This window comes from Rhodopseudomonas parapalustris (genome assembly GCF_053772255.1).
The window spans coordinates 75,967-93,149 of sequence record NZ_JAMKBZ010000016.1; the positions used below are offsets into that span (position 1 = coordinate 75,967).

Below are 17,183 nucleotides of genomic sequence, written 5' to 3' on the forward strand. Positions count from 1 at the left end.
TTCCGGTGAAGGCATTTCGGTTGTCATAGACGACAGCGGAATTGACTCGACGCAGACCGATCTCGCGCCAAATCTAGACCCCCAATATATCTCTACGCTGGGAGACCGCATTCACGGCACATACGTTGCCGGTCTTGTTGGTGCGTCGCGGAACGGTGATGGGATCGTTGGAGTCGCTTACGACGCTACACTTGTGACGGGTCAACAACCCGGCCTGTTTATGGATTACGGCAGTTTCAGCGCATTTGACGTCGTTAACAACAGCTGGGTCGATCTACGGGCCACCATTTTCAAGGACTATCACCCTACCGGAAGCACAGACGCAATTCGCAAGCAGGCTGAGGAGGGACGCGGAGGACTGGGCACGATCACAGTCTTTGCCGCCGGCAATGAACGCGCATCGGGGGAGGATGCCAACCAGTACGCCGATCAAAGCTCCCGGCACGTCATTACCGTTGGCTCGATTGATGCGAATGGAAAGGTGTCGGATTTCAGCAGCCCTGGCACGTCAATCCTTGTTGTTGCACCAGGCGGCGATATTGTCAGCACAGATCGCCCCGGGGAAAATGGCTTCGGCGGTTCAAATCAGGACGTAGGCCCCGACCTCGCCTGGGGCAGCGGTACATCCGCTGCGGCACCTTTAGTTGCGGGCGTCGCCGCTCTGCTCCTCGAGGCAAATCCCCTTTTGGGTTGGAGGGATGTCCAAGAGATTCTCGCGTACTCCGCCTGGAATACCGACCCGGAGGATATCGGCTGGCAAACAAATGGTGCCACAAACTGGAATGGCGGGGGACTTCACGTAAGTCGCGACTATGGATTCGGACTTATCGACGCGCGGGCGGCAGTCCGGCTTGCTGAGACCTGGACGAAAACGAGCACATCTAGCAACGAAGCGTCGACGTCTGTTTCGAAGACAGTCGGTCACAGCATTCCCGATAATACCGGTCTCACGACGTCTAGCACTGTCTACGTCATTGAGGATATCGAGATCGATCACGTCGAGGTGTCGGTAAATATTACTCACTCCAATATCGGGGATCTTGTCCTTGAACTTATTTCTCCGGACGGAACGAAAAGCGTTCTGCTCAACCGTATCCAGGTGGACCCGGATTCCACCACTGATCGCGGCTCAACCGCAGACGGTATCGACTGGACCTTTTCGACGACCCATGATTGGGGCGAGAGCAGTGTTGGTGATTGGACGTTGGTCGTTCGCGATGCGGCTACAGGCGAAGTCGGTACTCTCAACTCCTGGTCGTTGAAGATTTTTGGCGATTTGGCCTCAAACGATGACACCTACATTTATACGCAGGACTATGGACAGCTCACCGGGACGGCAAATGCGAGCCGCAGGACTTTGTCGGACACTGCCGGCTACGATGTGATCAATGCGTCTGCAATCTTTGAGAACTCACTTCTCAGTTTGGAGAGCGGCGTAGAGAGTCAATTAGCTGGCAATTCTCTCGTTATCGCAAGCGGCGCTACTATCGAGGCGGCATACCTTGGAGATGGCGACGACGTTGTCAGCGGCAATAGCGCCAACAATTACATCAATGGTGGCCGCGGCGATGACGTTCTTGAGGGATTAGCTGGGAGCGACACGCTCGATGGAGCGCAAGGCGTCAACACAGCGTCTTATGAACGCTCCGATGCCGCAGTTCAGATCGACTTGGAGCAAGGGACCGCCTCTGGCGGGCATGCGACCAACGACGTTCTCATGAATATCAGCGGTCTTAGCGGTTCGTCGTTCTCAGACAGTCTGACCGGTGATGCGAATGACAACCATCTCCAGGGGATGGAGGGCGATGATGCTCTCGTTGGCGGCACCGGGGATGACCTCCTGCAAGGCGGCGATGGGGCAGATTCTCTTTCAGGAGGGGAGGGCGACGACGCATTAAATGGTGGCGCGGGTGACGACGTATTGGACGGCGGAACTGGCTGGGATATTGCCTATTTCGTCGGGCTGTCAGCAAGCTACACGATCTCGACTGCATCAGGGATTACCACAGTAACCGGAGCCGATGGGACGGATACCCTCACGAGCGTTGAAGTTCTTCAGTTCTATGACCAGCAGGTGTATATCGGCGGTGCAAACACCGGACCGACCGCTGCGTCGCAGTCCATCACCCTGATCCAACGCCAGCCCCTCTCGCTGTCGGAGTTGGACCTTCTGGCCGGTGCCGTGGATGCGGACGGAGACGATTTGTCTCTCCTCTACGTCTTCGGATCTAGTCATGGGACCGTTACTCTAACCGATGACGATCTGGTCCGCTTTGATGTGGCTCCCGACTTCGTCGGTACGACGTCGTTTGACTTTAGCATCTCCGATGGCAACTTCGGCGAGGGACGGGCCACCGTTACAGTCACCGTCAACCCCACGGTGACTTATGCCGGAGTTGCAGGCGCCGACACGTTCCTTGGCTTGGGAAGTGTCGATACTGTTCACGGCAACGGCGGCGATGACCATCTCGATGGTGGTTTTGGCAACGATGAACTCTACGGCGGAGATGATGACGATACCCTTGTAGGCGGCGCGGGATCTGATCTCCTGGATGGCGGGACCGGTACGGACACCGCGGACTATGGCGCGTCTTCACACGCAGTCATCGTTGATCTTTTCGCGGGAACCGCATCTGGAGGCGATGCGTCAGGCGATGTCTTGGTCGATATCGAGAACATTACCGGGTCAGCGAAGAGCGACTATCTCACCGGCGACGACAACGCGAACATCCTTCAGGGGTTAGAGGGCGACGACGGGTTAGATGGAGGAGCAGGATCCGACGTTCTTTCAGGTGATGAGGGTCGCGACATTCTCCTCGGGGGTGCCGGCGACGATACCTTGCATGGAGGTGCCGGCGCAGACGTGCTTCGCGGGGGGACCGGTGCCGACACTCTCGATGGTGGTTCCGGCGTCGATGTAGCAAGCTATCTCGACTCTACGACCGGCATTTCCATCAATCTCAGCACCGGCGTGATGACTGGAGCGGACACGACAGGTGATGTCTTTCTGAGCATCGAAGGTATCGAGGGCAGTAACTTCAACGATCAACTGATTGGAAGCTCAAAGGCGGACTTTCTTTCCGGAGCCGGTGGAGATGATCAATTGACCGGCCAAGGGGGATCCGACACTTATAGCTTCGAGCGTGGCGATGGCTCTGACAGCATTGTTGAGGGCGTCGATAGTACTTCCACCGATCACTTGAGGCTTGGTGTTGGTATCAATCCGCGCAATCTGACCATGATCCGGTCCGTCAGCGACGCTGACGATCTGACGCTTAGTTTTGGCGCCGGAAATGGTTCGATATTCCTCGACGAACAATTCTATGGAGGTGGATTCGGATACGGCATCGAGGACATTACATTCAGCAGCGGCTTGACCTGGAGTGTCGCCGATCTCCGAGTTGCCTATCTGGATCAGGTGCAAACGGACGGTAATGACACGGTCATGGCCTTCACCGGTGTTGATGACATCCTTGAGGGCGGGAAAGGCAACGACGTTCTGAGAGGATTATCCGGGTCGGACACTTACCTTTATCGTCTTGGAGACGGGGACGACACGATTTTTGAGGAAGTGCAAACGACCGCGGTAGATCGCCTGGTCTTGGGTGAAGGAATTACGCCCGGCAATCTGACGTTTGAGAGATCCACCAGCGATACGGATGATGTCAAGTTGCTTTTCGCTGGCGGCGGCTCCGTTCTTCTTGAAGAGCAATTCTATGGCGGAGGCTATGGCTACGGGATCGGGCTCATTCAGTTCAGCGACGGAACAATTTGGGGCGAAGCTGACCTAGAGGCTGCCTATCTCGCCCAGGTCCAGACTTCGGGGAATGATTCCATATGGGGCTTTAGCTCCAAGGCCGATACACTTCATGGGGGAACTGGTGACGACGTTTTACGTGGCCTAAGTGGTTCCGATACCTACCTCTTCGCCGCCGGCGACGGGGCCGATAGTATCTACGAGAGTGTCGATTCGTCTTCGACCGATAAGCTGGTCCTTGGCGAGACCCTACTCGCTCAGGACATCGTTCTAACCCGCTCTGTTACAGACACAGACGACGTTACACTATCGTTCGTTGGCTATGACGGCTCCATTTTCCTCGACGAGCAGTTCTATAATAGCTTTAACTACGGCATCGAAGAGCTGTGGTTTGGAGATCAGACTTACTGGACCAGCAAGCGATTGCGACAAGAGATGGAGGGTATCGTCGCAACTACTGGCAACGATAGTCTCTACGGGGTCGGAAACTTCGACGATACGTTCAACGGGCTGCAGGGCAACGACAGCTTGTACGGCTACTCCGGCGACGATACCTACTTCTATGCGGTCGGCGACGGCAATGACTCCATTTTTGAGAGTGCGATCGGAGGCGATACGGATCGCATCGTTTTTGGCGCGGACATCGATCCAGAAGACGTCGCGGTGGAACGGGTACCGAGCGACTTGACAGACGTAATTCTCCATGTGGGCTCCACGGGAGGAATTACGATCGATGGCGAATTCTCCGATGCCGCGGGTAGTGGTGTCGAACGGGTGGAGTTCGCGAACGGGACGACTTGGACACTCGATGATTTGAAGGCACGCTCAATACTCTACATGGAGACCGCGGGAGACGACACTATCCGTGGCTTTGTCGGTCGCGACGATGAGATCGCTGGAAGCGCGGGCAACGACACACTCTATGGCTATTCGGGGTCCGACTCATACCTAGTCGGTTTTGACGATGGCGCTGACACGATTTACGAGGCTGTCGACGCTGCTGGAACAGACAAGATTATTTTTAGTGCGGGATTGAGCGCCGCCGATCTACGAGTTGCACGAGCCAGTTCCGATTCGCTTGATATGGTTCTGAGTTTTACAAACAGCTCCACCACGGTGACGATCGACAGCCAATTCAATTACACTGGATCGCGTGTGGAACAAGTCTCGTTCGACGGTTCAACGATCCTACTCGCCGAAGATCTCCTTAGACTCTACGGTGGCCGCAATGCCACCTCTGGAGCCGATGTTCTAACGGGCTCTTATGCCGGCGCATCTACGAATGATTATCTTTGGGGCGGAGGTGGCGACGACACGCTCACGGGTGACAGCTCCGAGACGACTGTCTTCTACTACGGTCTTGGCGACGGACACGATACTATCGTGAGTGGCAATGGATCTTTGATGTTTGGTGCGGGCATCACTCCTGACAACATCGTTGGTTTCCGCGACAGCAGCAATCCATCCACGGTGGTATTTGAAGTTGCTGACGGCGGGACGATTACGCTCAACAATGTACTGCAAAATACAGGGCCAAGGGATGTCCGCTTCACCGACGGTACTGTCTGGGATTGGAATGCGATGGCCTCTCACGCAATCCTGTATGGGACGAACGTCAGCGAGAGCATTAAAGGAACATTCTGGAACGACACCATCTATGCCCAAGCCGGCGACGATTACATAGATGGGTGGTACGGCTCTGATACCTACATTTATGCGACGGGTGATGGAAACGATATCATCGACGAAGACACCACTCCCGAAGTAGATGTATTACGATTGTCCGACAATACTGCATCCGGGATTGTCGTCCAGACGAGCGGCAACCATGTAACTATCGAGATCGCCAGCACAGGCGAACAGATTACGCTCTACAACCAGCTCTTGTTTGGTTATGGGATCGAGATAATTGAATTCGAGGATGGCACGTCCTGGGATCGTACGTATATTGCGGCCGTGGCGGCAGGAGACCATGCACCGACAAGCGCAACATTCACCGGCGCATCGGTCGCTGAGAACTCCGTCAATGGTTCGATCGTCGGGACAATATCGGCTGTTGACCCGGATGTTGGCGATGTGCCGACCTTTACCTTTATCGACGATTCCAACGGCCGCTTTGCGATCGACGCTAACACCGGCACGATTACTGTAGCTGATGGAGCATTGTTGGATTACGAGAGCGCCATCTCGCATGACGTTACTGTGCGGGTCACTGACAAGGATGGCATGACCCTCGACAAGTCCTTCACGTTAGATATCACCAATGTCGCGGGTAGTACGGAGAATGGCACCTCGTCGGCGAACACGCTAACGGGAACGATTGAAGAGGACGTCCTCAATGGCCTCGGCGGCAACGATACGCTGAACGGCCTTGGTGGAAACGACACTCTGGACGGCGGAACCGACAACGACACCATGAATGGTGGCGCTGGAAATGATCTCTACATCGTAGATTCGTCCGGCGACGTCGTGAACGAGAACGCCAACGAAGGGATTGACGAGGTCCGAACGTCATTGTCGATCTATGCGCTTGGAGCGAACGTCGAAAATCTGACTGGAACGACGACCAGCGGGTTCACAGGCGAGGGGAACGCGCTCGCCAACATCATCACGGGAAGCAGTGGTGAGGACGCGCTGTCCGGCATCGACGGCAATGACGCGCTGTATGGCGGCGTGGGGGACGATTATCTCGACGGTGGCGATGGCGATGACAGCCTCTTCGGAGGGGATGGCAACGACATCCTTGACGGTGGGCTCGGAGTCGACCACTTTGATGGCGGCGCCGGCATCGATACTGCTGATTTCCGCTACAACGAGATGGCATGGACGCTCGATCTCGCGGTGGGGCAGGCGATCGGTGAGGACAATACGACCGAAACGTTGATCTCAATTGAAAATCTCATCGGTGGAAAATCCAACGATACATTGATTGGGAGCGCCACTGCCAACGTGCTTATGGGACAGGCCGGCGATGACGAGATATCCGGCGTCGATGGCGATGACACGCTCTACGGCGACGGCGGGGACGATTATCTCGACGGTGGCGATGGCGATGACAGCCTCTTCGGAGGAGACGGCAACGACATTCTTGATGGTGGACTGGGCGTCGACGTCTTCGATGGCGGCGCCGGCAGCGATACCGCTGATTTCCGCTACAACACCATGGCGTGGACGCTTGATCTCTCGATCGGGCAAGCGATCGGTGAGGATGCTACAACCGAAACACTGACCTCAATCGAGAATCTCATCGGAGGCACCTCCAACGATAGCCTGATCGGCAGCGCCGACGCCAACGTGCTCATGGGGCAGGCCGGCTATGATACGCTGGCCGGCCTTGACGGCGATGACACGTTGTATGGCGATAGCGGTAATGACTATCTGATGGGAGGTGATGGCAACGACAGTCTCTTCGGAGGTGATGGCGACGATACCCTGGACGGTGGCTTGGGAGTCAACACCTTCGATGGCGGTGACGGCATCGATACCGCTGACTTCAGCTACAATACGATGTCGTGGACACTTGATCTCTCGACCGGGCAAGCGGTCGGTGAGGACAACACGACCGAAACATTGATCTCGATCGAGAACGTGGTTGGCGGCGCGTCCGACGACACTCTGATTGGGGACTCCGGCGATAACGTCCTCGCAGGACTAGGAGGCAATGATACGCTGCGCGGAGGCGCCGGCGACGACATCATGGAGGGCGGCGATGGCGACGACACGTTCGAGGGGCAGGGCGGAACGAAGTGGATCACGACCGGCGCAGGGAACGACATCATCGTCCTCCATGCGGATAGCGGCGACCTTCAGGTCGACGACTTTACCGACGGCAATGACAAGATCGACCTGCGGGGCACCGGTGTAACCATCGATACGGCTGCACAGGATGTCACCGTTACGGAGTATGCCGGGGATGGTGTGTTGGTTGAGTACGGCACCTCGCAAGTGTGGCTTGCAGGCGTCGCGACGGGACATATCACGCTCGCTGACGATTTCATCTTCGATGCAAGTAGCCAAAGCATGTCACAACGGCAGTCTGACAGTGCCGACAGCTCGACTGCCGAAACCTTTGCCTCGCAGGCCTACTCCGCGTCGGCTGAGACCGGCCAGGGTGCGGAGCCGTCTGCCGGTGGTGGAGCCGGCGCTCCGTCTGCAAACAGCGCCGTGTCGAGCGGACCTGCCGCAAACCATGCAGAGACTCACTCTCCTGGGGGAGGGGGTGGTGGCGGAGCGAAGCTGCCCGACTTTGCTAATGACGAAAGCCGATCGCCTCAACGCTTCGGCACCAAGAGTGCAGGATCTCTACAGGTCAGGGACCTTCGTGACGCGCTTGAGCGCGGCTTTGGCGATGACAAGCAGCATGGGCAGCCGCTTCCCGATACGCGGAGAAGCTTCGGGAGTGGAGCGGACGACTTCCTGCTTAGTCGGCGTATTTCGACAATGCGGCAGGACCTCTCGGTCTTCGGCGTGTCGCGAGGTGAGCTGACGGACCGGATGTATCCGGATGAGGCACGCTCGCTGGGGCAGCATTTCGCGGCTGCAAGCTGAACGGACGCACGCGCTTCCAAAAGCCGCGACCCCAGATCGTGTGATTGCACGGAAACCGTTTGATCCTCAGCCTGTTTCGGGCTGAGGCTTGCGCGAACGAAAGTCGACGAGCTGCATCAAGCGGTCGTTGGCAGCGGCCGCATTGGTGTCCCGGCTAGACGTCATGCCGCGGTGGCCTATTCGTCCAGAACAGCTTCGATCAACGCTGGTTCGTGCTGGGTAAGTGATCGGTTATTGCCGCGACGGGAATGACGACCTCAATATTGTAGATTGGAATCTCGGCACCGAGAGAACGAACGAGGAAACGCATGACTGCCGAACAGATTCCGAGCTTCGTGCAGGAGATCATCGCCGCCGGCTGCGATATTTGCGCGATTGGCCACCGCGGCTATGTGCTGGGCGAGCTGGAGGAGTTGGATGCGGCCGAGGATGAACTTGACCGCATCTTCGAGGTGTACGGCCGTCGCGACCATCTGCTGCTCGAAATCGCGGCCCATCTACGTTCTCTCGGCCGATTCCTCGATATTGGCGGCACCGCTGCACATTGGACAGAAAACAAAAAAGAATAATGATTTCAAATAGTTATGTTCCATAATGCATATTATGCGACTCATGCGTCTTCTTGACATTTTACGCACGAATTCTAAGTATCATGCGTAACACTCAGCAGTTATGGAGGACTATCGATGGCTTTCCGAGCCGACGAGGCGGCGGCCAACGGGTACGAGCGTGCAAAGGGCTATCTCCTCTCAAGAAATCTCACACCCGCTGAGCGCGAGCGAAGTGGGAATGTTTTGATGGACATCATCGACGAGTGCGGCCCTGTTGTTGAAGGCTATCCGACTTGGCATCCGTTGGTGTCGAACCATGACGACCGAAATCCCGAAACCTCTCCGAGCGATCGTTGCGGATACAACGGCCTCGATCATACGATCTGCTTTGCGCATGGTTTCCTCACCTGCCCATACGTCAGCGGGAAGAAGATCGTGGAATCCGTAGATGCCCTGCCCCACCATCCGAGCGCCTCGATTACCGCCGAAGTGCTCGACGTGCCGTTTTACAATTCCGGCGTGCAGCCTGTACTGGTCCGTTGCGAGTGGTCATCTCCGCTGGAAATAGGAAAGATGGTGCCGAAAAAGCTCGCTGTCCCACTGATGATCGAGAAAGAACTTCCGGCATGGAAGTGGTCGTCACGGGCGGAAAGGTGGGAAACAATGCGACCGTATTTGCTGGGCGCGCCACATGGAAGCCGCTCATCGCTGTTCGTCACTCAGGACACGGCACTTGTTATGAAGAAGGTCTACATGGCGATGGTCGAAAGCGGGATGTACGGCCCGTTAAAGATGGGCTGAGTTCGCCACACCGGCGCGCCGGATAGTCGAACGAAATTTTCGAAGTGAAGACCGGAATAAAGTGCTGCGCTTGAGCATTCCCCTTGCACGGGTGACACGCTCGAGGACACGCGCGGCCGCGTGTCCGGCTACAGATAGTGGAATGAACGAATCGACAAGCTCGGTCCTATCCGTCCATTCCATCTTGTAGCTATCTTCGCCGATGCCGAAGTCGATCTCCCGAACACCAGCCTCATGCTGCTGTTTCAGTACGTCGCGCTCAAGGATCTTGCCAGGGCTGAACTCGGAATAGGTTTCGTCCATCGATATCGCAAAACCTGAATGGCGCAATCCGCTCCTCAGGGCCATGCTGACAGCGACGATCTGGTCGCCCGCCTGCAATGCGAAAAGATGCAACCCCTCCTTTCTGGATAGGCCGGACACGGCAGCGGCGAAGACGAAATCTTGCACCGGTTTCTCCATGAACGGATTTGGAATCCGCCCGATCCGTCGGGAATGCTCGCGCTGGCGCAGAAATGCGGCAAGGATGATCGCTACCTGATCTTTTGTCCTCGCCTTCACAACCTGAACAGTACCGTTCGCTGCCTCCAGATGCTTTTGCCGCCGACGCAGCCGATTGCGTGAACCTCTTGATCGCCGAACCTTCTCCCATGCTTCAAAATCATCACCCATGGTCGCGCGATACAGCGGGTCGCAATGGCGGATTGTCCTTCCGACGACTGCGAGGGGATTTGGCGTGCCGAACAATTCTTTGGGCTGCCGTTCGAGATGAAACAACGCGATCTCCGGGAAACGCCCAGCCACGACCTTCAAGATCGCGGTCATGTCGGCCGGCTGAGCACGTTCCAACCATTCGCGATCGAAGAGTCCGGCGTTGACGTTTTGCACGCTGCCGCCCAGCCATCGGCAAACCGTCACTCCGAAGACCTGTATCATCATCAAAGGCAGGAGCAGAACGATCTTGCCGCCGACCGTTCCAACGACGATCACCGGGCGAGCGTTTTTGGGCAGGACATGCGCTGTCCACGCCCAGAGCCAGTCGAGGTTCTGATAAGGCAGCTTTACGGCATCGGCGTCCACGAGAGGCCACATCTCGTATGCGTCGGCCAGATTGAAGGTCTCAATCTGAAGTTCGGGCTGCTTCATTTCCCGGGACAAACTCTCCGAACTGATGAAGGCGATACCCACGTCCTCCAGACATATCGTACGAGATCAACCAAGCTCGGCATCCGGTAGATGGGGCCAAGCTGTTCGTATGGAGGCTCCGGCTCGGGGAGCCTTCCTGTGCGAACGAAATCCGCAACGATCGCTGCGAGTGCTGCATCTGCAGTTTTGAAAAGGCGTACGCGGTTCAAGGCAGCAAAGCGCGCCGTCGCGATTTCACCTCGCGCCAACACCTCGCCGCCATCGAGCACGCGGGTTAGACGCTGCACGATATAGCCGCATCGTGCTTCACCGTTCATGATTTCCCAAAAGCCGGGCGGACCGCCGCGATAGAGGCGATTGTCACCATGATGGATGGAAATCATTCCGTGCCTTGCCGCGTCCAGAATCGAACCGCGGTAGATTCCACGGCCGCCAAGGCGGATGAGTAGATCCACGTTGGCCTCAATGACCTTGGCGATCTCGGCGGCAGGAAATTCCTTGAAATAGCTTTCGAACGCGCACGCGAGCGGAATACTGTCAACGGCCCGAAAGCTGAGGTGGACTGCCTTGGCCACCCTGTCCTCGATCCGAGCGAGCATCCTCCACGCCAGTCGCGCGGGCATCTGGCTCCAGCGCCGCCGATAGCTGTTTTGCGGGAACTCGGTGAAGAAGACGATTCGACAGCCACCGGATTGAATGGCCTGTTGCGTTAAATCCCAGTCGAAGATGCTCGCGCCACTCTCGGCAAGAATGCCGATTGTGCGGCGGTGCTCGTTGGTGTCATCGGTCCCTTGGAATGTTTGTGACGTCATGTACTGGAGTTTACGTTCGCGAAAGGCGTGCCGCCAATCTTAGTTGCAATCATCGCGAGCACCGGTATAAATTTGGTGAAGAAGCGGGAATGGAGGGCGATATGTCGATCACAAATATCGATTTCGGAATGCATGTGCTTGGCAATTCCTGGAACCCGAACGCGACAGCGCATCAGGGCGTCAGCTACTCGGACTTAATCGACTTGGCCGCGCAGGGGGGATCGTCCATTATTCGCATTCCCTTGGACCTTTCCGCAGTTTTAACAAACCCCAGCAGTTGGGCCTACGTCGTCAATGACATCGGAGGCGATTTGCAGAAGGCCGCCTCGCTCGGTCTGAAGGTGATCTTCGAGCCAGGGCAAACGCCGCTCGATCTCGTGCCGTCGGGCGGAACCGTTCAGGACGTTCCCAACACGATGGCGAATCTTAACGAACTCGCAAACCGTTACGCGATGCTCGTCGAAGCGGTCTACGACACCTATCCGCAATACGCCGATACAATCGCCGGTTGGGAAGTGGGGAACGAGCCGAACCTCTCGTACCAGTACACGGGATCGTACTATAACGGGTCCGATCCAACCGCACCTTCCGACAGTCCAAGATACTGGACCGTGTCGACGGACAACGCAGAATGGTATGCGACCTATCTCGATAAGGTCGCCGACAAGGTTCACGCCATCGATCCCGACATCAAGGTTATCGGGGCTGGCATTGCTCATAACGATCCAGCCTACATGGACGCGATGTTTGACAAGCTGCAAACGTTGAACGCCAATGTCGACGGCTTTTCAGTGCATCCCTACACGACCTACGCTGACGACGCATTTACCGGCGGCTCGCCGGCCTCGGGGCGCCCAACCGACTGGATCGAGTCGCCCACCTCTGAACCTTGGAACCACTACTTCAGCTTCCAGGGCGCGCTCTATTCCATGCAATCGATGATGAATTCCTACGGATACTCGGGCGCAGATCTGTGGGTGACCGAGTTCGGCGTGCCATCCTATCAAGGCATGCGCGGTGCCGGCACATTGGGCGAGAACGATCAGGCCTACTGGTACGCCGAGGCTCTCGGCGTATTCGATAGCTGGGGCAACTCCTCGCTGAAGGGAATCGTCGCGCACGACGTTTTGGATAACACTTACTCGCAGCAAAACAACTGGTACAACGCTTACGATGGGGTGACCTACAACGACGGTGACTCATCGGTCGCCGAGGACTCGTTCGGTCTGTACAAGCGAGACGCCAACACCGGTGTGATCTCATCGAAACTGGCCGTCGACGTGATCGATGCGGTGGCGAACGGCGACGACTTCCAGGATCCGAACATCCGCATTCTGAGCTACGGAACGACCAGCACCGTCGATCTATCGGCGTGGGGTTCGAGTACAAACGGCATTTTGAGCGGATACGTCGTCTTTACGCATGGCGGCAACGATACCGTCACGGGCTCTGTCTTCGACGACAGTATATTCGGCGGCGACGGCAACGATTCAGTCGACGGAGACGTCGGAAATGATCGCTTGTTTGGCGGTAGCGGCGATGACTATTTAAACGGGAACGACGGCGACGACGACATCTACGGCAACCAGGGTGACGATACGATAAGTGCCGGCGCCAACACCAATAGGGTTGACGGCGGAAGCGGCTGGGACGTTCTCGCCCTTGAAGGCTATCAGTCCGATTTCACCTGGTCCGGCGACGCTTCCAGCCTCACTGTGCATGCATACGGAGGCTGGCAGGACACCTACGCGGTCAACATCGAGCAGATCACGTTCCTCGCCGACGGTTCGACCATTTTCCTATCGAACCCGGACGTCGATGCCGGAAACGGCGGCGCTTCGGAATCCAGCTCAAGCGCTTTCATGGCGGTCAGCAGCGGCGGCGAAGCCTCAGGCGATGGGACGAGCGGCGGTCTCCAAACAGCGCACGGCGATGGCACGTTTCCCAGCAGCGCGTATCACGGAGCGCCCACGGGCAGCAGGGATAGCGGTGGGGCCGCGAGCGGGTACAGATTCGGCGGATCGAGCCCATCGGGTCATCCCGATTCCGTCCGAGGCGGAGGCGCATATGCGGGAGGGCACGCGGGCGGTGGCAAGATTCCGGATTTTGCCGAAAGCAAGCCGCTGCCAGAGCATCGCTTTGCCGGTGGTGAAGGATTTTCGGCGCAGTTCGACGATCTGCGGAACTCCCTTCAAAAGGGATTTGGCGAGCACCAGCATGACCGGCGCGATTTCGGCGACCCAATGAAAGTCGCCGGTGACAGTGCGGGCGACTTTCTGTTCAGCAGGCGGTTGTCGATGATGCGACAGGATCTGTCGGTCTTCGGAGTGTCACGCGGCGAGCTGACGGACCGGATGTATCCGGATCAAACCAGCTCCCTATCGCAACATTTCGCGGCGGCGAGCTAGCTGTACGCGCGGGCGGTCGCGACGAACCTCGTGGCGACCGCTAACGTCTTGTTCCCTATGGGGCTTAGCGATCTGTTCACTATTTGCGCCCGGTTTGCGTGGGGCTGGCAGGCGGCAACTGATCTTCGACCAGCTATGGCGCAGACGAACATCCGCTGGGTTTGCCGCTGCTGGCAATTCCGCAGCGGACTTCGCCGCTCTAGATTCGGCGCTACTGCGCGCCCGTACCGAAAATGACGGCTACGTCTGACATTCTTGGCTTCAATGACACGGCTTTGTCCAACAACGTGATGTCGGTTGATGGAATGTCGAAATCAGTCGTCGGGATTTCGCCTTCGTACCGATAGTGACCGTCGATGATGGCCGCAGCTATGTTAGCCTTGTCGCCTTTTGCCACACCACGAATGACGTCTGCTATGATATTTTGGGTCACATGCGGAAGAGCAAGTGCGGTCAAACCTACGATCGTTTGGCCCAGGTTGCAGCTCAGCAGACCGGGATTGCCCGTTATAAGTTTGCCAAGGGGGCCTTCCGTTGCATCAGCAACGACGGAAACCTTGCCGAGTGAAAACGATCCTTTCAATGCGTCGCCATTGGGCTGCCAGCCTATGGTGGCGGTCAATGGCGATGTCGCCAACTTGGCGTTTACATCGAGATGAACTGATAGGCGACCACTGGGACAAAGGAAAAGGTTGCCCCAGTCGGTCCAGGTGATGTCGAGCCACGCGTCGGCGCTTGCGGCTCCGCCGGCGTTGATTGCGAGGGCGAGCCCACTAAGATCGGAAGCGACGTTCAGTTGGGACGCAGCAGCCGTCGCCGCCGTTGCATGCAACGTCGTGCCGCCGGAAATTTTCGCGATGCCCCTCATGTCGGTCAGCTTGACCGCCGCCAATGCCGCTTCGCATGTTACTTTAAGGCCTGAGCCCCACGCGCCGGTGCATTTTGCAACTTCTGCGGCGCACTGCGCGATATGGGAAAAGCAGCCTTCATCTCGGTCATTGTGGCAAACTCTTTTGCAAACCAGATGAGCGACTGGATTCCATCCGCCGCCAAGTAAAGATTGGCACACATTGCTACAATTGAGCTTTATGCACTGATTGACATTTCCGCATTGCTCGACGCCTTTACATGGGTTGCCGCAGCTCGCGTCTCCTGGAATTATTTCTATTTCTTTCGGATCGAACGTATCAATCGATTCGTGTTGCATGGTGACGACGGGATCCAACCTCGTCCAAGCGGTTCGTATGAGTTCCGCAAAGCCAGCTTTGCCGACAGCGGCGGACAAATTTTCGCTCTTCGCATTGCCGAAGAGGGCCTGATAGGACTTCGACGAAAGAGCGGTCAGCCGCTCCAATTGCCCTTTTGCAATCGGTCGTTGGGCACCACTCTCCCCGGCTCCATCAAATGACGGGCGCGCGAAGATCGCGATGCGTTCTGGCGCAACCGTTACCGACCGCCCTTTGAACGACAACGAAAGAGAAGGCTCTTTGGTCACAAGCCTGAAGTCTCCGCCGCCGATGGAACTGACTTTCAACGGGACGGTTGGAATCTTGAGAAGTGTCTCTGGCAACTGCCCAATGAAGCGTGCTGCCACGTCGCCGAGAGCAATGTCGTAAGGAACGGCCAATGTTGCTCCGCGGTCGGCCCAAGCGACATGCACGCTTCGGACCTTAATCTCGCGAAGAGCGTAGCTTGCGACCAAGCCTACAGGGCCCGGCTTAAGGATGCCCCAAACCGTCAGGGTAAAATCGACCGAGAGTTTATTGTCGGCAAACATCGCCGTGCCACGTGCCGTCGCCTCCACAACACCAGCCTTGAGAGTCACAGCAACGTCCTCAGGCTTAGTTTTCAGCACGACGTCTTTGAGCTTGAGATCTGCAATCGCCTTGAGAACAATTTCCTTCAATTGTTGCTCGAAATAACGGCTTTCAGCAGTCACCATCACCAGACCGCCAAAGACGGATTGACCAAGATGATTGATATCCGTGGCTGCATCGATGCCAAGGGTTGCTTCGAGGGCGGCCAAGTTGGCTGCAGACGCTTCGTCCCGCATCTTTTCGCTCGCCTGCAACAAGGGACTTTCGGCTGGGCGCACCGCGATCACGCCCGAGCCGAGAACGTAACTCGGGAGGATCGCTTTCGCGGACGCAACAAAACCATCCTCGTAGGAGCCCGGAATTTCGCGGATTGTACCGGACGAGCCGCCGAGCAGCGCCGCAACCGACTGATTGGTCACAAGCAACGCGGGCTGTGCCTTGGGCAGCACGAGAAGCGGCTCAGGCAGATTCAGGGCGACCCGCTGACGCGGAATTTTCGTGTTCAGCGCATCGAGGGCCTTAGAGATCGCCTCGCTGAAATTGCTGGCGACCCATCCGGGCAGGTGAATGCCACGAACGCTCACTTCATCGAGCGCAGCCGCTGTGACGTAGGGGACGGCTACTAGTTCGTTGCCCTGAATAGATGGGACAACATCGACCTGCACGGTCACGGCCGCGGCTCCTATGTTGTCATTTGACAGGATCAGTGGCGCAAGCACCCGGATGGCAGATGGATGGAAGGAGACCGTGGGGCTGCGCACCAAACTCGCCTTCCAGTCATTGCCCAAGTCGGCTAGATTCAGGCTGTTTTGAAGTTCGTCGCCAAGAGCGGTCGCGATCGGCTCTACCGGAATGTCGAGAAGAATATCCGGAGCCGCCATTTTCCCAAGTGCTGCTCGGTTGCCAGCATCGGCCTCTTTAACGACCTCTGAGAATTTGCGTGTCCCCATCTGCGCTTCAAGATAATGCTTTGCCAAATATGGCAGCGATAACCACGCAACAGATATTGTTGCGAGGAACAAAAATATCAGGATCAACAAAAATCTATTCATGCCAATTCCCCTATGAAATAGCGACCAGGTGCTTGAAATTCTTAGAACAGGAAAAATCTATGGATATTTCTTCTGATAATGAGTCAAAAAGCAACGCGTATCGCATACGTTTCGACTGCTGACTCGCGAGGCGAGGTTGTCGCGATGGTGACGGCGCGCTGCCTCGCCTGCCGAGCGCTAGCTGGAAAGGTTCGGGCCACATCGGTCTTGGCAGTTGGCCCACAAATCGCAGCTCGTGCCTAGCCCGCACGCTTAGCAGGTTTTCGGTCCGCTGAATTGACCTTCACTTTG

The 17,183-nt window shown here is 56.9% G+C and carries 7 protein-coding genes; 4 read left to right on the plus strand and 3 right to left on the minus strand.

Translation table 11 applies throughout. From position 1 onward, the window contains the following. Positions 1-13: 13 nt before the first annotated feature. From M9H71_RS15290 to M9H71_RS15300, 3 genes are all read left to right on the plus strand, one after another. Positions 14-8,305: a S8 family serine peptidase gene (locus tag M9H71_RS15290; RefSeq protein ID WP_455405863.1), complete on the plus strand. Its 8,292-nt coding sequence runs from the start codon at positions 14-16 to the stop codon at positions 8,303-8,305. A gap of 308 nt (positions 8,306-8,613) precedes the next feature. Further along, positions 8,614-8,874, plus strand: a complete 261-nt coding sequence (locus M9H71_RS15295; protein WP_455405820.1) for a hypothetical protein — start codon at positions 8,614-8,616, stop codon at positions 8,872-8,874. Between the two features lie 228 nt (positions 8,875-9,102). Beyond that, positions 9,103-9,657 carry a hypothetical protein gene (locus M9H71_RS15300; protein ID WP_455405821.1) on the plus strand — a complete coding sequence of 185 codons (555 nt, stop codon included), beginning with the start codon at positions 9,103-9,105 and terminating at the stop codon, positions 9,655-9,657. Here the strand turns inward: M9H71_RS15300 and M9H71_RS15305 are convergent. After that, a complete protein-coding gene (locus M9H71_RS15305) occupies positions 9,643-10,845 on the minus strand; it encodes a GNAT family N-acetyltransferase (protein WP_455405822.1) in 1,203 nt (400 codons plus the stop codon). The genes M9H71_RS15300 and M9H71_RS15305 overlap by 15 nt on opposite strands. Then, entirely contained in the window at positions 10,800-11,615 is an 816-nt protein-coding gene (locus M9H71_RS15310) for a hypothetical protein (RefSeq protein ID WP_455405823.1), read from the minus strand. The genes M9H71_RS15305 and M9H71_RS15310 overlap by 46 nt, the downstream gene beginning before the upstream one ends. A gap of 101 nt (positions 11,616-11,716) precedes the next feature. Between M9H71_RS15310 and M9H71_RS15315 the strand changes: the two genes are divergently transcribed. Beyond that, positions 11,717-14,023, plus strand: a complete 2,307-nt coding sequence (locus M9H71_RS15315; protein WP_455405824.1) for a hypothetical protein — start codon at positions 11,717-11,719, stop codon at positions 14,021-14,023. A 211-nt stretch (positions 14,024-14,234) separates the two neighbouring features. Here the strand turns inward: M9H71_RS15315 and M9H71_RS15320 are convergent, their stop codons facing one another. Continuing rightward, complete coding sequence (locus M9H71_RS15320) at positions 14,235-16,892, minus strand: hypothetical protein (protein ID WP_455405825.1); 2,658 nt, start codon at positions 16,890-16,892, stop codon at positions 14,235-14,237. Positions 16,893-17,183 lie beyond the last annotated feature (291 nt).